Consider the following 17,466-nt stretch of genomic DNA (forward strand, 5'->3'; position numbering starts at 1 on the left):
TGTGGCGATGTCGCCCAGAGGTGGTGTCGTCCTGCGGTGATTTTGGCTCTGGGTGATGTCGTCCTGGAGTGCGGCTTGGTGGGGGCGGCCTGAAGCGGTCGCGGGTCGGGCGGGCGGTCGCGGGTTACCGTGAGGGAATGATCAGGTCTCTTGCCGGAGAGCTTTCGGGGATCGTCCGCACCGACCTGACGGCGCGGACGGCCTACTCCTCGGACGCGTCCCTGTACAGGCGTGTCCCGGTCGCGGTGGCGGAGCCGCGCTCGGTGGAGGACCTCGAACGGATCCGGCGGGTGGTGGTCGGGGCCGGGGTGCCGGTGACCATGCGCGGCGGCGGGACGTCCGTGGCGGGGAACTCGATCGGGGACGGGCTGGTCGTCGACGTCTCGCGGCACCTGACGGCGATCAAGGCGATCGACCCCGAGGCGCGGACGGCCGTGGTCGAGCCCGGGGTCGTCCTGGACGATCTGCGCGCGGCGGCGGGGGTTCACGGGCTGACGTTCGGGCCCGATCCGTCCACTCATGCGCGGTGCACGCTCGGCGGGATGATCGGCAACAACGCCTGCGGGCCGCACAGCGTCGCGTACGGGACGACGGCCGCGAACGTCCTGGAGCTGCGGCTTCTGCTCGCGGACGGGCGGCAGGTCACCGCGCGGCGCGGCGGTATCGACGACCTCGAACTCGAACGTGGGTTGCGGGCGTTGCGGGACGCGTATCTCGGCCCGCTGCGCACCGAGCTCGGACGGTTCGAGCGGCAGGGGTCCGGTTACGGGCTGCACCATCTGCTGCACGAGAACGGGTTCGACGTGGCGAAGGCGCTGGTCGGGGCCGAGGGGACGTGCGGGATCGTCACCGAGGCGACGGTCCGGCTGGTCGAGCCGCCGAAGGCGCGTGCGCTCGCGGTGCTCGGGTTCGCGGACGTGTACGAGGCGGCGGAGGCGGGGCCCGCGATCGCGGCGTCCGGGGCGGTGCTGACCGTCGAGGGCATGGCGTCCGACCTGCTCGCCGCGCTGCGCGCCCGGCCGGGACGGCAGCGGGCTGGGGCCGACCTACCGTCCGGCGGCGGCTGGCTGTACTGCGAGGTCGGCGGGGAGAGCCCGGAGGCGGCGCGCGAGGCCGCGCACGCTCTGGCCCGCGCGACGAAGCACTCGGTGGTCGTGGACGAGCCGCGGCGCATGCGGGACCTGTGGTGGATCCGGGAGGCGGGCGCGGGCATCGTGACGCGCCTTCCGGACGGCGGTGAGGCGTGGCCCGGCTGGGAGGACTCGGCCGTCCCGCCCGAACGTCTGGCCTCCTACCTGCGGGAACTGTATGCATTGATGCGGACGCACGGGTTGCGCGGCGTGCCGTTCGGGCATTTCGGCGAGGGCTGCCTGCATGTGCGGCTCGACTTTCCGCTGAGGACGCGTCCGGGGGCGTACCGGGCGTTCGTCGAGGACGCGGCCGATCTCGTCGTCGGGCACGGCGGATCGGTGTCGGGAGAGCATGGCGACGGCCACGCCCGGTCCGAGCTGCTGGACCGCATGTACTCGCCCGAGGTGCGGGTGGCGTTCGCCGCGTTCAAGCACCTCTTCGATCCCGGCCGCACGTTCAACCCGGGCGTGATCACCGATCCGGAGCCGCTGGACGAGCGGCTGCGTCCCGGGCCGGGCGCGGACCGGCTCACGATCACGCCGGTGCACGCGCTGTCGCGCGACGGCGGTTCGTTCACGGCGGCCGTGCAGCGGTGCGTGGGCGTCGGCGCGTGCCGGGTCGTCTCGGGCGGGACGTCCATGTGCCCGTCGTTCAAGGTCACCCGGGACGAGGTCCATTCGACGCGGGGGCGGGCCCGGGTGCTGGCCGAGTTGCTGCGCGGTGAGTCGCTGCGGGACGGCTGGCGTTCGACCGAGGCGCGGGACGCGCTCGACCTGTGCCTCTCGTGCAAGGCGTGCGCGAGCGACTGCCCGGTCAACGTCGACATGGCCACGTACAAGTCCGAGTTTCTGCACCGCCATTACGCGGGGCGCGTCCGGCCGATGACGCACTACTCGATGGGGTGGCTGCCGCTGTGGTCGCGGCTCGCGACGTCCGTCCCGGGGGTGGCGGGGATGGCGAACGCGGCGCTCCGGCGGCCTCGCGTCGCGAAGGCGGTGAAGTTCGCGGCGGGGGTCGAACCGCGTCGTGACCTGCCGCCTTTCGCCGTCCGGCCGCTGCGGGGCAGCCTGCCTGAGCGGGGTGGGGGACGGCCTGTCGTGCTGTGGCCCGACACGTTCACCGCGTTCCACACGCCTGAGGTCGGACGGGCCGCCGTGACCGTTCTGTCCGCGACCGGGCACCGGGCCGTCCTACCGCCGCGCGCGGTCTGCTGCGGCCTGACCTGGCAGTCCACCGGGCAGCTCGGGATCGCGAAGCGGGTGCTGCGGCGGACGCTCGACGTGCTCGAACCCGCCCTCGACGCCGGGCTGCCGGTCGTCGGCCTCGAACCGTCCTGCACGGTCATGCTGCGCGACGAGGCCCCCGAGTTGCTGCCGGACGATCCGCGCGCGCACCGCCTAGCCGCGTCCGTGGTCACGCTCGCCGAGCTCGTCGCGGACGTCGACCCGTGGCCGTTCGGGACGGTCGACCAGGACGCCGTCGCGCAGGTGCACTGCCACCAGGAGGCCAAGGGCTCCTACGCTCCCGACCTGCGCGTTCTCGAACGGCTCGGGGTGCGGACGGACGTGGTCGGGTCGGGGTGCTGCGGCCTCGCGGGCGACTTCGGGTTCGCGCGCGGGCACTGGGACGTGTCGCAGGGCTGCGCCGAACGCGAGCTGTACCCGAAGGCCCGCGACGCGCCGCTCGTCCTGGCGGACGGGTTCTCGTGCCGCGTCCAGATCGTCCAGGGGACGGGACGGCGCGCCGTCCACCTGGCCGAACTGCTCGCGGACGCGCTCAGAACGGGCGTCAGGGGGTCGGACCGACCACCTTCAGGAGGTTCTGGACGTCCTCGCCCGAGGGGATGATCCCGAAGTCGGCGAGCGTCTTGATGAACTCGGAGGGTTCCAGCTCGCGGGTCTCGCGCGTGCCGTCCGGCCGGATGGTGATCAGGGTCAGGTTGTCGAGCTGGCGGAGCGCGTCCACGGCGAACCGCTGGGCGAACACGCGTGCGACGAACGGCGAGCGCGCGTTCGTGGCGACGTAGTGGCTGCCTAGGGCGAAGTCGATCGGGAACGCCCGGACCTGCGTGAACACGTGCCGCCGCACCCAGCCCTCCGGGCCGTGCTGCTGGAGGGTCCAGTTCCGCACGCCGAACTCGTCGTCGTCCAGCCGGACGAGCCGGAACCGCCAGCCCTCCTGGACGGACTCGGCGCCGTCCTCGAGCGGCAGCGGCTCCAGCGGCCCGCCGCCGAACCCGACGTCGCACAGCCACGCGCGGTCGTCGTCCTCGGGCCGGACCACCAGCAGCGCGTGCGTCGCGGGACGGACCGTCCCCTCGGGCGCGCCGACGACGACGCGTCCGACGACACCGGTGAAGTCGAAGCCGAGTCGTTCCAGCACCGCCGCGAACAGCGCGGCGTGCTCGAAGCAGTAGCCTCCGCGCTCGGAACGCACCAGCTTGTCCTGGAGGGACGGAACGTCCAGCAGGACGGGGCGGCGGAGCACGGGCTCCAGGTTCTCGAACGGGATCGACGTGGTGTGCCCCCGGTGCAGCGCGCGCAACGTGGCGAGCGTCGGCGTCCGCTCTCCGCCGAAGCCGACCCGGTCCAGGTAGGCGTCGAGATCCAGGTCGCCGCCGTGCCACATGTCGCTCATGCGAAGAACGCTACGACCTCAACCACTCCTCAGGTCAAGACGGTTCTCCGCCGGGACGTCCTCGACGGCGGGACGGTCGGGGACGGGGTCGTGCGGGCGCGCCAGGATCGCACGGAGCGTCAGCTCCTCCTCGGGGCTGAGCGTCGCGACGAACCGGGCCAGCACCTCGGGCGGATCGCTGGCGACCCGGAGCCGGTCGTGCATCTGGTCGGCGACGAGCCGGGACTCGTCCACGGCCAGTTTGTAGAGGAAGTGGCGGCCCTCACGTATCCGGCTGACCAGGCCCTTGCCGAGCAGCCGGAACAGGATCGTGTTCACCGTGGTGTAGGCGGGCGCGCCGATCAGCGCCTCGCGCAGCTCCGCGGTCGCGACCGGGCGCTCCGCGGCGGCGAGCGCCGCCAGCACCTCGGCCTCCAGCTGCCCCAGCCGTCTGCGCGTCACCGGATCCGTCCCCGCTCCGTCCGACGTTTGCATGATGGGGCAATCGTAGTCCGCGCCGTCCGGTCTGGGACGCCTCGTCCCTCCCGGTTCTCCCGTTCGTTTCAGGAGATTCCCATCGCACGGTTAGCGATCATGCTCAAGGGTAATGAAGAGGCTGCGGAGAGTAATCAACCTCTCTCGCAAGGACGCCCGCCGCGCCGGGCCACACCGACCGGAGCCCGTCACCGACCCCCGGGCCCCCGGATCGGCCCGGCGCGGTGGGCGACCCGCCCACCGCGCCCTGGCCGCCCGTCCGCGCCGGTCAGCGCACGTAGACGGCGGTGCCCACCGGAACGATCCGGAACAGCAGATCGGCCGTGTGGTACATCGGGATGCGCGCGCACCCGTGCGACGCCGGGTACAGCGGGACGCTCGGCGACCCGTGCAGCGCGTAACCGCCGTGGAAGTACAGCGGCTTGTAGAGGCCGCCCAGCGGCGCGTGCCGCCAGCCGTTGATCTTCCGCAGGACGCGGAAGTTCCCGGACGGCGTCTTGGCGTACGAGCACTTGCCCTGCGAGCAGTACCGCTGGCCGGACCCCGTGGACGTCAGCGTGATCAGCTGGACCTTGTTGCCCTTGTAGACGACCACGAGCTGGTGCTTCTTGGACACCTCGACGCGGTTGGCCGCCCCGCCCTTCAGGACGCGCGGCGGCTGCGCCGGGTGCGCGAGGGCCTTCCAGGTCCTCGCGCCGACGGTGCTGCTCGGGGTGATCTTGTTGACGCGCTGGAAGGCGAAGACCGCGTACCGCAGGTCCTTGCCGTACCGGCCGTCGACCGTGCCCGGGTCGTAGTGCAGCGCCCGCAGGCGCGTCTGGAGATACTTCACCGTCGCGCCCTTGTCGCCATAGTGCAGCGTCTTGGCCTGGGCCGAGACGTCACCCCGGGCGGCCGCGACGGTGTGCGGGACGAGGCCCGCCCGATCCGGTGCTCGGTGCACGGCGGCCTCGGCGGTGCCGGGCATGGCCGCCGAGATCGTCCCGGCGATCGCCAGCGGGACGAGACCAAGCAGGAGTCGGCGCATTCAACTCTCCTCGGGGGTCGGGGTTGTGGGGGGAATGATCTCCCTCATTAAGTAGTCCTCCGGGCCTCGGGGGACAAGTGGTGCGAGGGGTGCGAATACCCACGAGCCGACGGCCGAACCCAAGGGGCCCGGCCGTCGTCAAAACCCGCGCATGCGATCCGTCCCGCGCGTGCGGGGACGGTCTTAGCGGACGCGGAGCGTCGGGCCGACCTTCGAGGTGTAGAAGATGTGCTTCTTGCTGTCGAGACGGCCGACGGCCGCGTGGAGGCGGAAGTGGTCGGCGCCTTCGATCGCGCCGGCGACCCGGCGGACCGTCCCGTTGCCGCCGCGGGTGACGAAGCACATGTCGCGGATCGCGTCGTGCCCCTTGCCGCCCCACAGGTCGTAGCAGAACCCGGCGCTCTTGCCGTCGCCGCGGGTGTCCTTGACCTTGGTCACCAGGAAGACGAACGCGGGGCCGTTGCCCTTGCGTGCCCAGTACCAGTGGCCCCAGACCTTGGCGCCGCTGATCTCCTTGGCCTTGTAGTAGTGGATCTTGCCGGTGCGCACCATCTTCGCGGTGGACGACACGTCCGAGCCGGCCAGGAACGACGAGCCGGAGGCGGCCCGGTGGCCGGTGTCCGCGGACGCCGGGAGCGTGGTGGCGAGGGTGGTCGCCAGCGCCGCGCCGCCGACGATGGCTGCGGTGAGTTTACGCATGCTGACACCTTTTGTGCGGGGGAGTGATGTGAGTGGTGGGATGCTACCCCGCCGACCGCCCTTCGTGATCATCTTTTTCCGCGAGCACCCAGGCGAGCGTCTCGCCCACGGTCCCTGCGCCCAAGCGGTCGCCGAGCCGCCGCTTCACGGCGAGGCTGCTCCGCAGCAGCGGGACGGCCCGGTCGACCGCTCAGGGGCCGTACACGTCGGGCGCCACATCGTCGGGGACCTTGAGCACGGCAGCGTCTACCGGCGAAAACAACAAAGCCGGACCTGATCGAGCAGGTCCGGCTGAGGAAGATGGGAGGAATCCGAGCGTGAACGGCTGTCGGATACCCGAAAGTGCGTACCCCCTACCGGATTCGAACCGGCGCTACCGCCTTGAAAGGGCGGCGTCCTAGGCCGCTAGACGAAGGGGGCCTAAGGCGGGCTGGGCCCACCGTTGTGCCCAGCATAGGGGACAACGTGGGGGGACGCACAAACGGTTATGGACGGGACGGAGGTGTCGTCGGCCACTGGGACGGCGGCAGGGACGGGAAGGGGGAGGACGGGGCCGGGGCCGGGGAGGGGGCGGGCTGGGTGACGGCGTGGTCGGGTTTGGGCTCGAGGTGGCGTTCGATCTGGGCGGACGTCAGGCCGAGGCCGCCGAGGCGCAGGTCGTCCCAGCCCTGGAGGCGGTGGGTGGCGCGGCTGAAGTAGAGGACGGACAGCTCGATCGGGGTGGGTTCCTCGTGTTCGAGGCCGCGCAGGCCAGCGCCGCCGGTGGAGCCCTGGACGAACAGGCGGGTGCCGGTCGGCAGCAGGCTGGTCTCGCGCTTGTGGGTGTGCCCGGACAGGACGAGCGGGGTGAGGCCGGAGAACGCGGCGCCCTCGGCGGGGTCGTGGGCGATCACGATGTCCGGGCGGGCGCCGGAGGCGCGGAGCTTCTCGGCCCTGCGGAGGCCCTCGTCGCGCATCTGGGCGTCGCCGACGTTGTCGCCTCGGGTGGACTTGTCCGGGGTGTAGCGGGGGTCGCCGACGCCGTAGATGCGCAGGTTCTCGATCTGGCGGGTGGCGTCGTCCAGGACGACGCCGTTCTTCTGCCGGGCCACGGCCTTCTGCGTCCCCCGGGAGTCGTGGTTGCCGCGGACGTAGACGTAGGGGACGCGGAAGGTCGAGATGTCGTCGGCGAACTTGTCCTCGGCGCGGGTGCCGTGGTCCATGAGGTCGCCGCTGTCGACGATCAGGTCGGCCTGGAACTGGTTCGCGACCGAGCGGATCACGTCCCAGGCGGCCGGGTTCAAGTGGATGTCGGAGACGTGCACGATCCGCAGCGTGGACGGGTCGGGCTCGTAGGTCGGGAGGGTGGACGTCGCCGCGTACAGCCGGGACATGTTGCCGACCAGGCGGGCGAGCTGCGCCCGGTAGGAGGTGAAGCGCTCGACGAGGTTGCGGGCGTCGCCGACGACGCGGGGCGCGTTGGCGAGCAGGCCGGTGTAGCGGGGTTCGGCCAGGGACGTCGGGCTGAAGGACAGCCAGGCGGTCAGGGAGACGGCGAGCATCCCCGCGAGCGCGACGCCGGACCCGGCGAGGGCGCGCCGCCACGAGCGGAAGACGAGCAGCCCGGCCGCGAACGCGCCCGCCAGGGCCAGCAGGACGGCCCGGAGCAGCATGATCCAGATGCCGTGCCAGAGCTGCCCGGCGATCCGGTCGGTCATCTGCTGGTCGGACACGTTGGCGCTCTCGATGAACGCGCGGGCGTCGGCGAGGCGCAGCTGGGTCACCTGGGCGCGCAGCGCGACGGGCCCCCAGTGGGTGTCCAGGTGGAGGGATCCGAGTGGCGGGATCGCGATGGTCGTCCCGCCGTGCCAGGACGCCTGGAGGGTGAGCGAGACGTCCGTGGGGCCGACCGGGGTGTCGACGCGTCCGCCGAGGAGCAGGCCCGCGAGGCCGCCGCCCAGGCCCACGACGATCACCAGCAGGACGCGTCCGGCGCGGCGGGTCCGGGGTGTTCGCAGGCGGGACGTGATCGGCCGCAGCCGGGAGCGCGCGGTTTCGAGGCGCGCGCTGACGCGGGAGACCAGGGCTCGGGGGTTCCGGGAACGTGGCGGCAAGGAGTCTCCCTTCGTGGAGCAGAATGGGCGTTGTGATCGAGATGTCGCGGGACGCGTTCGAGGACCTGGTTTCCGAGGCCCTCGACTCCATCCCGGCCGAGCTGACCGCGCACATGCGCAACGTCGTCATCGTCGTCGAGGATGTCGCGCCCGAACCCGGCCTGCTCGGTCTTTATCACGGCGTACCCCTCACCGAGCGCGGCGACTGGTACGCCGGGGTCCTGCCCGATCACATCGCGATCTACCGTGACCAGATCCTCCGGGTCTGCGAGACGGCCGAACAGGTCGTCGAGGAGGTCCGGATCACCGTCGTGCACGAGATCGCCCACCATTTCGGCATCGGCGACGCCCGGCTGCACGAGCTCGGGTACTGACCGCGCGGACGGATAAGCGCAGATCACGGGCGGGTCAAGAGGTTCGCCCGGCAATGTGTTCCACGAATTGGGCACGGTAGGTCACATAACTGCCACGCAGCGTGAGTTAATGGGAGGAGGAGAGCGGAGTGGAGAGCGCGTGGCTGGACGGCAGAGCGGTCGGCACCGGCGGCCGGCGGAGGCGCAGGCCACCTATCGCGAGGTGTTCGCGGTGGGCGAGTTCCGCGCGCTGTGGCTGGCGCAGGCGCTGTCGTTCATCGGCGACCAGCTCGCGCAGGTGGCGCTGGCGGTGCTGGTCTTCCAGCGCACCGGATCGGCCCTCTACACCGCCCTCACCTACGCGCTGACCTACCTGCCGCCGATCGTCGGCGGGCCGGTGCTGTCCGGGCTGGCCGACCTGTTCCCGCGTCGCACGGTCATGATCATGTGCGACGTCGCCCGGACGGTCCTGGTCGCGTTGATGGCGCTGCGCGCGCTGCCGTTCTGGGTGCTGTGCGTGCTGGTGTTCCTGAGCGTCCTGCTCGGGGCGCCGTTCACCGCCGCGCGCGCGGCCCTGCTCCCGGACGTCCTGGAAGGGGACAGGTACGTCGCCGGGTCGGCCATCAACAACATCACCCACCAGGCCACCCAGATGCTCGGGTTCGTCGCGGGCGGCGCGATCGTGGCCATGGTCGGCACCTACCAGGCGCTCGGGCTCGACGCCCTCACGTTCGCCGCGTCCGCGCTGATCCTGGTGGTGGGCCTGCGCCGAAGGCCCGCGCCGCGCGAGCACGAGCGGGCGTCGCGGAGCCTGTGGCGCGGCACCCGGGACGGCGCGCGCCTGGTGTTCGGCGACCCCGTCCTGCGGGCGCTGGTCTCGTTCGCGTGGCTCTGCGCCTTCTACGTCCTGCCGGAGGGGATCGCCGCGCCCTACGCCGCCACCTTCGACCGGAACCCGCTGACCGTCGGGCTGCTGATGTCGGCGATGCCGACCGGGATGGTGTTCGGCGCGTTCGTGTTCAGCCGGTTCGTCCGGCCGACGAACCGGCTGCGGTCGATGGGCTGGATGGCCATGCTCGCCTGCGCGCCGTTGATCGTCGCGGGCGCGCATCCGCCGCTGTGGGGCGTGGTGACGATCTACGCGCTGTCCGGCGTGGGCAGCGCGTACCAGCTGGCCGCGAACGCCGCGTTCGTCGCCGCCGTCCCGGCGGAGGGACGGGCGCGGGCGTTCGGGCTCGCCCAGTCGGGAATCCTGGCCGGTCAGGGCGTCGGCATCCTGGTGGGCGGCGCCGCCGCGCAGTACCTCGGCCCGGAGACCGTGGTCGCGCTCGCGGGCGTCCTCGGCCTGTCGGTCGCCGCGATGCTCACCCTCACCTGGAACCAGCTGCGCGGCTCGCTGATCTCCACGTCCCGGGAACGTCTCGGCATCCGCGAACCCCGCGAACCCTCAGGGGTCCAGCAGGAGGCCCCGGCCGTCCACGAGCCGTCCGTGGCGCACGAGCCGCTCAACGGATCAGCCGGACGGGCCGGGCACAGCGTCCCCGAGGAGCTCGCGGGCAGCGGAGCGCGCGCGGTGCCCGAGGAGGCTTCGCTCGCCGCAGCGCCCGTGGTCTGCGAAGGGCCCGAGGAGCTCGTGGAGCGCGAGGGGCCCGCTCAGCAGGCCGAGGCGGCTGCGGGGAGCGGGGCGGGGCCGGTGGCGGGGGAGGTCACCGCCGGGGCGGAGAAGCCTGGCGGCGCTGAGGCGTCCGCGAGCACCGAACTGTCCGCGAGTGGCGAGGTGGCTGCGGGGGCTGAGGGTGTTCGGGGTGGGGAGACGCGGGCGGGTGGGGTGCGGCCTGGACGGGCCGGGGGTGTCCGGCCGTCCGCGTCGCCGTCCTGACGCGGGCGCACGGGTCCCGTGGCCCTGGCGGTTCGCTCAGGGCGCGCGGTCACTGACGGGGCTTGTTGGCGTTGGCGAAGGTCTCCTTGGCCTTGTCCTTGGCCTTCTGGGCGGCGTCCTGGACGGACGGGTTCTCCTTGGCCTTCTGGAACAGGTCCTCGGCGACCGACGACTCGGCGCCGTCCTCCGGCATGACCAGCCAGCCGATGATGTAGAGCGCGAGGCCCGCGCCGCCGAACAGGGTGAAGACGCCCAGGCCCAGCCGGACCAGGTTGGGGTCGACGCCCAGGTAGCGGCCGACGCCGGAGCACACCCCGGCGATCATCTTGCCGTCGCGGGTCCGGCGGAGCTGCTTGGTGCCGTTCTGCGTGTCCATACTTAGATCCTGCCTCTCCAGGCCGTGCTCCGGCATCGGGATTCGCCCTGAACCGACCCTGAGAACGTCCCCGAGAAAAGGGCCGTCATACCCTTGCCGCGTCGTTTCGCCCCCGACGGATGGGATGCCCGATGGACGTGCTGCGCGTGGACGACGGCCTCGACGGCGAGGAGCGGATGGTCCGGGACACCGTCCGCGCGTTCGTCGCGGAGAAGATCACCCCGCATCTGGCCCAGTGGTTCGAGGACGGCGTGTTCCCCGCCCGCGAACTGGCCCCTGAGCTGGGGAAACTCGGCCTGCTCGGGATGCGTCTGGACGGTTACGGGTGTGCCGGGGCGAGCGCCGTCGCGTACGGGGTGGCGTGCCGGGAGCTGGAGGCGGCCGACTCGGGGCTGCGCAGCTTCGTGTCCGTGCAGGGCTCGCTGGCGATGGCGGCGATCCACAAGTTCGGCTCGGAGGGGCAGAAGGCCGCGTGGCTGCCCCGGATGGCGGCGGGCGAGGCGATCGGCTGCTTCGGCCTCACCGAGCCCGACCGGGGCTCCGATCCTGGCGACATGCGGACCCGGGCGCGCCGGGACGGCTCGGACTGGGTGCTCTCCGGCGCGAAGATGTGGATCACCAACGGCTCGATCGCGGACGTCGCGGTCGTGTGGGCCCAGGTCGAGGGCGAGGGGATCCGCGGGTTCCTCGTCCCGGCGGGGACGCCCGGGTTCGGCGCGTCCGACATCCACCGGAAGCTGTCGCTGCGCGCGTCGGTGACGTCCGAGCTGGTGCTGGACGAGGTGCGGTTGCCGGGCGATGCCGTCCTGCCGGGTGTGACCGGGCTGAAGGGGCCGCTGAGCTGCCTGTCCGAGGCGCGCTACGGGATCCTGTGGGGCGCCGTCGGCGCGGGGCGCGCCTGCTACGAGGCGGCCGTCGACTACGCGCGCACGCGCGAGCAGTTCGGCAAGCCGATCGGGGCGTTCCAGCTCACGCAGGAGAAACTGGCCTGGATGGAGGTCGCGCTGGGGCAGGCCGGGCTGGTCGCCCTGCACATCGGCCGCGCCAAGGACGCGGGGACGGTCACCCCGCAGCAGGTCTCGTTCGGCAAGCTCGCGAACGTCCGCGCCGCGATCGACGTCGCCCGCGAGGCCCGGACGATCCTCGGCGCGAACGGGATCACCCTCGAGTACCCGGTGATCAGGCACATGAACAACCTGGAGTCGGTGCTCACTTACGAGGGGACCCAGGAGGTGCACCTGCTGACCCTCGGGAAGGCGATCACCGGCCTGGACGCCTTCCGCTGACGGGCGAACGGGCCTGTCGATCTTTCGGGTGAGCACGATCACCGTGTAGCAAAGCTTAAAGTCGTGCTGAAGGGTAACTTGCTGGACGGCCCGGACGCGGGCTCGGCAGACTCTGTTGGCCCAGGTCGGTCGGCCTAGGCCAGAGGCATGAGCGTAGGGAGCGGCATGAGAATCGGGATCGTCGGCGCCACCGGACAGGTCGGCGGGGTCATGCGCAGGATCCTCGCCGAGCGGGACTTCCCGGTGGACGAGCTCCGGCTGTTCGCCTCGGCCCGGTCGGCCGGACGCACGCTCCCGTGGGGCGACGCGGAGATCACCGTCGAGGACGCCGAGTCCGCCGACTACCGCGGCCTGGACATCGTGATCTTCTCGGCCGGGAAGACCACCTCGCTGGCGCTCGCGCCGAAGGTCGCCGAGGCCGGGGCGGTCGTGATCGACAACTCGTCCGGCTGGCGGATGGACCCGGACGTCCCGCTCGTGGTCTCCGAGGTCAACCCCGAGGCCGCCCGTGTCCGGCCGAGGGGGATCATCGCGAACCCGAACTGCACCACCATGGCCGCCATGCCCGTGCTGCGCCCGCTGCACGAGGAGGCCGGGCTGACCGCGCTGGTCGTCGCCACCTACCAGGCGGTGTCCGGCAGCGGCCTCGCGGGCGTGGACGAGCTGCACCAGCAGGCGCTGAAGGTCGTCGAGGGCGCGGACGCGCTCACCCACGACGGTTCGGCCGTGGCGTTCCCCGAGCCGAACGTGTACGTCCGCCCGATCGCCTTCAACGTGCTGCCGATGGCGGGCTCGATCGTGGACGACGGCCTGGGCGAGACCGACGAGGAGCAGAAGCTCCGGAACGAGAGCCGCAAGATCCTCGGGATCCCGGGGCTGAAGGTGTCCGGGACGTGCGTCCGGGTGCCGGTGTTCACCGGGCACTCGCTGCAGATCAACGCGCGGTTCGACCGTCCGGTCAGCCCGGAGCGGGCCGCCGAGCTGCTCGCGGACGCGCCGGGCGTCGTGCTCAGCGACGTCCCGACCTCGCTGCAGGCCGCCGGGCAGGACCCGACCTTCGTCGGCCGCATCCGCCGCGACGAGACCGTCGAGAACGGCCTCGCGCTGTTCGCCTCGGGCGACAACCTGCGCAAGGGAGCGGCGCTCAACGCCGTCCAGATCGCCGAGCTGGTCGCCGCCGAGCTCGCCGAGTAGGACCCGCCCGCATCACGACACCGGCCCGTCGCCTCGGCGGGCCGGTTCGCCGTTCCGGGCCGGTCGGGCGGCGCGGCGGTCAGGTCCTGGCGCCCCGGACCTCCAGGGTGTCGAGGAGGGCGGTGCTGGCGCGGGTGATCTCCTCGACGGCGCGGTCGAACGCCTCGGCGTTGTGCGCGGCGGGCGCGCGGAACCCCGAGATCTTCCGGACGAACTGGAGCGCCGCCGCGCGCACGTCGTCCTCGGTGACGTCCTCGGCGTACGGCGGGCGGAGCGTCTTGATGCTGCGGCACATACCTCCATGGTGACCCACGCGTCCGACATTTGATTTCGTGGGCGTCCGCCGATTGCCCGCCGACCAAGATGATCTTTAGGTTGGCGGCATGAGAATGCGCCGGATGTTCCCCGTCCTGACCGCCGCCACCGCCGTCGCCGGTGCGGTGGCCTTCGCCCCGTCCGCCGCGAACGCCGCCGCCCCCGCCAAGGCGCCGGCCCCGAAGGCGCGCCAGGCCCACTGCGTCTTCACCCCGACGCCCGACAACCCGGCGGCCAAGCCCGTCCACCCGCCGAAGGCGAAGGCCCGCGCGCACGGCACGGTGGACGTCCGGATCGTCACCAACCACGGCGAGGTCCGGATCCGCATGGACCGCCGGAACGCGCCCTGCGCGGTGGAGAACTTCGTGAGCCTGACCAGGCAGAGGTTCTACGACCGCACGCAGTGCTGGCGGCTGACCAACTCCGAGCGGCTCGGCGTCCTGCAGTGCGGCGACATCTACCGCGCCGAGGAGGGCGGGCCGGGCTACAAGTTCGACGACGAGCTGACCGGCAAGGAGACCTACCCGCGCGGCACGGTCGCGATGGGCAACTGGGGCCCGGACACCAACGGCAGCCAGTTCTTCATCGTCCACACGCACGCGAACATCCCGCCCGCGTACACCGTCCTCGGGACGGTCACCAGGGGCATGAACGTCCTGGACGAGATCGCCGCGGGCGGCATCATCCCGCAGTCCGGCCCGCAGGACGGCCTGCCGAAGCACCCGGTGAAGATCCTCCGGGTGACCGCGCACGGCTGATCGAGACGGATACGGGGCGGGCCGGTGACGTCACATCCCGGTCCGCCCCGCCGTCATTACTGTGGACGCGGAAAACCGATCTTGAGGAGCTCCGATGACCGCCCATGACGACCGGGCCGCACGGCTGCGCGAGCTGCACCGTCCCGGCGACCCGCTGATGCTGCCCAACGTGTGGGACGCCGCGAGCGCGCGGGTCGTCGCGGACGCCGGGTACCCGGCGCTCGCGACCGCCAGCGCCGCCGTGTCGGCGATGCTCGGCTACGAGGACCACCAGGGCGCTCCGATGGAGGAGATGTTCGCGGCCGCCGCCCGGGTCGTCCGGGTCGCCGGGGACCTCCCCGTCACCGTGGACGCCGAGGCCGGATACGGCCTCCCGGCCGCCGACCTGGTCGCGCGCCTGGCCGGGATCGGCGCGGTCGGCTGCAACCTGGAGGACACCGATCCTGCCGCGGGCGTCCTGGTCGACGCGTCCGTCCAGGTGGACTATCTGGCGGCGATGCGCGAGGCCGCCGATGCCAACGGCACCGACCTGGTGATCAACGCTCGGGTGGACGTGTTCCTCGGCAAGGGCGAGGTGACTCCGGAGATGATCGACGCCGCCCTCGACCGGGGCCGCCGCTACCTGGAGGCGGGCGCCGACGCGGTCTACCCGATCCTCGTCCGGGACGAGACCGCGATCGCGACCCTCGTCAAGGAGCTCCCGGGCCCGGTCAACATCCTGTGCCTGCCCGGCCTGGAGGTGTCCCGCCTCGCCGAGCTGGGCGTCGCGCGCATCTCGTGGGGCCCGCAGCCTCACCACCACGCTATGGCCGCCCTCAAGGACTACGCCAGCGCCCTGCGTCCCTGATCAGTAAGGACGAGGTCCGTCCGGCCGGGTGCGCGGCCGGGCGGTCTCCCCGGTCAGGGGCGGACGGTGAGCCAGAGGCCCGCGGCCGAGGCGTCGCGCTGGAACCTGAGGTGCCAGCAGCCCGCGCTCGGGAAGCGGTAGACCAGCGTCCACTCGTCTCCCGGACGGTCGTAGGCGCCGCCGCCCGGTGACGGACCGGAGAGCGGCGGGAGATCGGACACTCCTGGGCCGCGCGCGTGGAGCCGCAGGACGCCGTGTCCGGTGACGCGCAAGGTGAAGCGGACGCTGCGGCCCGCTTTGAAGGGGGTCTGGTCGGCCAGGGCCCAGAGGGTCGCGTTGCGTCCGGTTCCCTCGATTTCGGGCTGACCGTGCCAGTCGCCGACCTGGGAGCCCGGTTTGCAGCCGCGATGGGAGTCCACGGTGACGACCCCGACCGGCTTGATGGACGAGCTGACGGCTCCGTGCGCGCACGCGCCGAGCGTCGCGACCGCGCATGCCAGGCCCGCGCCCGCCGCGACGACGGTGCTCCTCATCACGTCTCGCCCCCGCTCGACGCTGTGTGACCCCTTTCACATCACTGTCCGGCACCGGCGTGTGTGCGTCCACCCTCGCGCCAACGCGGTGTACCCGTCGGGCCACACCAGGCCGAACCGCGAACCGCACGCGGGCGTCCAACAGACCCAGCCCTCACACGGTCTGGTGGCGGACGATCTCGTCCTGCCATGACGGCAGCCTGACCGGCGCCCCCAGGCGGACTGGGGACGCCGGTGCGGCCGTGCTAGCCGGAGACTTCCTCGATCACGGAGACGCCTCGGGAGGCGTGTGGGCCGTAGCGTTCCCACTCCTCGCGGAGGCGGACGCGGCCGTCCGGGAGGAGTTCGGGTGTGGAGCGGACCCGGCCGCTGACCACCGTCGCGTCCGCGAGGACCTGGCAGTACGCGAGGTCCAGGCTGTCGTCGTCGGTGCGGCGGCCGACCAGGTAGCCGCGGACGACGCGTCCGCCGTCGAAGTCGGCCCAGACGGTGTCGCCGTCCTGGTGGTAGCGGCCGACCGGGACGTCCCCGGCGGACGCCGTCTCCACCGCCGACGAGCGGAACACCCGGCCCTCGTAGTCGATCCGCACGGAGCTCACCCCCAGACCACGCTGGGCGCGGCGTCGCGGACGGTGTAGACCTCCCGTTCGAACAGCGAGTTGATGATCGTCGCGGCGCGGACCGGGAGCAGCGTCAGGTTCGCGTCCGCGACGCCGTGCGTGAACCGGGCCCGGTTCTGCACGAAGATCTTGTTGCGGTCGGAGCCCTTCCAGCGCAGCGAGTAGTCCGAGTCGACGATCATCTCGCCCGCGTCGTCGTGGTCGATGAGGTCGGTCAGGGACGGCGCGAGCGGCGTCGGGGCGTTGGCGCGGCCGGTGGCGAGGACGACGTACTTCGCGGGCACCCTCTCGTGTCCGGTCGGGGACGTCGCCGACAGGACGAACCTGTCGCCGTCGCGCTCGGCGGACGTGACGTCCCGGCCGGGCCGCATGGTCAGCGGGTACCGGTCGAGGCGCAGCATCCCGTCGTAGTTGGCCTGGTAGATGGACTGGAGCGCGCCCGGCGTGATCGCGTCGCCGGTGAGCGTCTGGCCCTCGACGAGCCGCCGCCGGGTCTCCCGCGTGACCTGCTGGAGGAACTCGACGTAGGCGGGACGGTAGAAGTCGTTGGCGGGCGGGGAGTCGTCCATCGGCTGGAACCAGGGACGGCGGCCGAGCCAGGTGATGTCGGTGAAGCCGTGCCCGAGCAGTTCGAGCACGCACTCGGCGCCGGTCTGGCCGCCGCCGATGACCGAGACGGGCGCGTCGCGGTCCATGCCGGGCAGCCGCGCGGCCAGCTCCTCGGGGACGAACGCGTCGTCCCCGACGATTCCGGACAGGCCCGCCGGGACGGACGGGACGCTGCCCAGTCCGAGGACGAGGTGGTCGGAGCGGGCGATCGTCCGTCCGTCGCTCTCGTAGGAGAAGCCGACACCCTCCTCGAAGCCGATCTCGTCGACGGAGACGCCGTACCGGATCCCGTCGATCTGCTCGCTCGCCCACTTCAGGTAGCGCTGGTACTCGCGCCGCGGGATGACGTTGTACTGGGCGTTGATGAGCGCGTAGATCCGTCCGGACGAGACGAGGTAGTTGACGAACGACAGCCGGTGGGTGGGGTCGACGAGCGAGACCAGGTCCTTGAGCCACGACGTCTGCATCCGGACGCCGGACAGCAGCAGCTGCGGGTGCCAGGTCGGGACGGGACGGCGCTCCAGCAGGACCAGCCGGTGCGGCGCGACGGCCTCGAACAGCGCGGCCAGGCTCAGGTTCGCCGGGCCCGCGCCGACGCCGACGGTGTGGTGGTGGGGGATGTCGAACTCGGACAT

17 protein-coding genes and 1 tRNA gene are annotated in these 17,466 nt (G+C 72.1%); 7 read left to right on the top strand and 11 right to left on the bottom strand.

Going from position 1 to position 17,466, the window contains the following annotated elements; translation table 11 throughout:
• Positions 1-137 precede the first annotated feature (137 nt).
• A complete protein-coding gene (locus P696_RS45330; protein ID WP_064744015.1) occupies positions 138-2,978 on the top strand; it encodes an FAD-binding and (Fe-S)-binding domain-containing protein in 2,841 nt (946 codons plus the stop codon).
• On the opposite strand, the gene P696_RS0113980 is transcribed toward P696_RS45330, so the two are convergent.
• The 6 genes from P696_RS0113980 to P696_RS0114005 form a co-directional block, all read right to left on the bottom strand.
• Complete coding sequence (locus tag P696_RS0113980) at positions 2,920-3,768, bottom strand: arylamine N-acetyltransferase family protein (RefSeq protein ID WP_026412835.1); 849 nt, start codon at positions 3,766-3,768, stop codon at positions 2,920-2,922. The genes P696_RS45330 and P696_RS0113980 overlap by 59 nt on opposite strands.
• Positions 3,769-3,786: 18 nt before the next feature.
• On the bottom strand, positions 3,787-4,209 hold the full coding sequence (locus P696_RS45335) for a BlaI/MecI/CopY family transcriptional regulator (RefSeq protein ID WP_051467510.1): 423 nt from the start codon (positions 4,207-4,209) through the stop codon (positions 3,787-3,789).
• Positions 4,210-4,510: 301 nt separating this feature from the next.
• Positions 4,511-5,269, bottom strand: a complete 759-nt coding sequence (locus P696_RS45340) for a L,D-transpeptidase family protein (RefSeq protein WP_245627653.1) — start codon at positions 5,267-5,269, stop codon at positions 4,511-4,513.
• Between the two features lie 183 nt (positions 5,270-5,452).
• Positions 5,453-5,968: a hypothetical protein gene (locus tag P696_RS0113995; protein WP_026412836.1), complete on the bottom strand. Its 516-nt coding sequence runs from the start codon at positions 5,966-5,968 to the stop codon at positions 5,453-5,455.
• Positions 5,969-6,315: 347 nt separating this feature from the next.
• A tRNA-Glu gene (locus P696_RS0114000) sits at positions 6,316-6,388 on the bottom strand.
• Between the two features lie 65 nt (positions 6,389-6,453).
• Positions 6,454-8,061, bottom strand: a complete 1,608-nt coding sequence (locus tag P696_RS0114005) for a metallophosphoesterase family protein (protein WP_245627654.1) — start codon at positions 8,059-8,061, stop codon at positions 6,454-6,456.
• A 32-nt stretch (positions 8,062-8,093) separates the two neighbouring features.
• Here P696_RS0114005 and P696_RS0114010 point away from each other — a divergent pair, with 32 nt between their 5' ends.
• Positions 8,094-8,435, top strand: a complete 342-nt coding sequence (locus P696_RS0114010) for a metallopeptidase family protein (protein ID WP_026412838.1) — start codon at positions 8,094-8,096, stop codon at positions 8,433-8,435.
• A gap of 139 nt (positions 8,436-8,574) precedes the next feature.
• Positions 8,575-10,293, top strand: a complete 1,719-nt coding sequence (locus tag P696_RS45345; RefSeq protein WP_245627655.1) for an MFS transporter — start codon at positions 8,575-8,577, stop codon at positions 10,291-10,293.
• Between the two features lie 49 nt (positions 10,294-10,342).
• On the opposite strand, the gene P696_RS45350 is transcribed toward P696_RS45345, so the two are convergent.
• Positions 10,343-10,669, bottom strand: a complete 327-nt coding sequence (locus tag P696_RS45350; protein ID WP_051467512.1) for a PspC domain-containing protein — start codon at positions 10,667-10,669, stop codon at positions 10,343-10,345.
• 131 nt (positions 10,670-10,800) lie between these two features.
• On the opposite strand from P696_RS45350, the gene P696_RS0114025 reads away from it, so the two are divergent.
• Positions 10,801-11,955, top strand: a complete 1,155-nt coding sequence (locus P696_RS0114025; protein ID WP_026412839.1) for an acyl-CoA dehydrogenase family protein — start codon at positions 10,801-10,803, stop codon at positions 11,953-11,955.
• A 165-nt stretch (positions 11,956-12,120) separates the two neighbouring features.
• Positions 12,121-13,149 (top strand): aspartate-semialdehyde dehydrogenase, encoded by a 1,029-nt coding sequence (locus tag P696_RS0114030; RefSeq protein ID WP_026412840.1) that lies wholly within the window; start codon positions 12,121-12,123, stop codon positions 13,147-13,149.
• Positions 13,150-13,228: 79 nt separating this feature from the next.
• On the opposite strand, the gene P696_RS0114035 is transcribed toward P696_RS0114030, so the two are convergent.
• Complete coding sequence (locus P696_RS0114035; RefSeq protein ID WP_026412841.1) at positions 13,229-13,444, bottom strand: DUF2277 domain-containing protein; 216 nt, start codon at positions 13,442-13,444, stop codon at positions 13,229-13,231.
• Positions 13,445-13,532: 88 nt separating this feature from the next.
• On the opposite strand from P696_RS0114035, the gene P696_RS0114040 reads away from it, so the two are divergent.
• The gene (locus P696_RS0114040; protein WP_026412842.1) at positions 13,533-14,222 is read left to right on the top strand and encodes a peptidylprolyl isomerase; all 690 of its coding nucleotides are present in this window, start codon (positions 13,533-13,535) and stop codon (positions 14,220-14,222) included.
• A 94-nt stretch (positions 14,223-14,316) separates the two neighbouring features.
• Positions 14,317-15,069 (top strand): isocitrate lyase/PEP mutase family protein, encoded by a 753-nt coding sequence (locus P696_RS45355; protein ID WP_034484630.1) that lies wholly within the window; start codon positions 14,317-14,319, stop codon positions 15,067-15,069.
• A 53-nt stretch (positions 15,070-15,122) separates the two neighbouring features.
• Here the strand turns inward: P696_RS45355 and P696_RS0114050 are convergent, their stop codons facing one another.
• From P696_RS0114050 to P696_RS0114060, 3 genes are all read right to left on the bottom strand, one after another.
• Positions 15,123-15,602 carry a hypothetical protein gene (locus P696_RS0114050; RefSeq protein WP_026412843.1) on the bottom strand — a complete coding sequence of 160 codons (480 nt, stop codon included), beginning with the start codon at positions 15,600-15,602 and terminating at the stop codon, positions 15,123-15,125.
• Positions 15,603-15,847: 245 nt separating this feature from the next.
• Complete coding sequence (locus tag P696_RS0114055; RefSeq protein ID WP_026412844.1) at positions 15,848-16,192, bottom strand: avidin-fold protein; 345 nt, start codon at positions 16,190-16,192, stop codon at positions 15,848-15,850.
• 5 nt (positions 16,193-16,197) lie between these two features.
• Positions 16,198-17,466 (bottom strand): lysine N(6)-hydroxylase/L-ornithine N(5)-oxygenase family protein, encoded by a 1,269-nt coding sequence (locus P696_RS0114060; protein WP_026412845.1) that lies wholly within the window; start codon positions 17,464-17,466, stop codon positions 16,198-16,200.

This window comes from Actinomadura oligospora ATCC 43269 (genome assembly GCF_000518265.1).
GTDB classification, from domain to species: domain Bacteria; phylum Actinomycetota; class Actinomycetes; order Streptosporangiales; family Streptosporangiaceae; genus Spirillospora; species Spirillospora oligospora.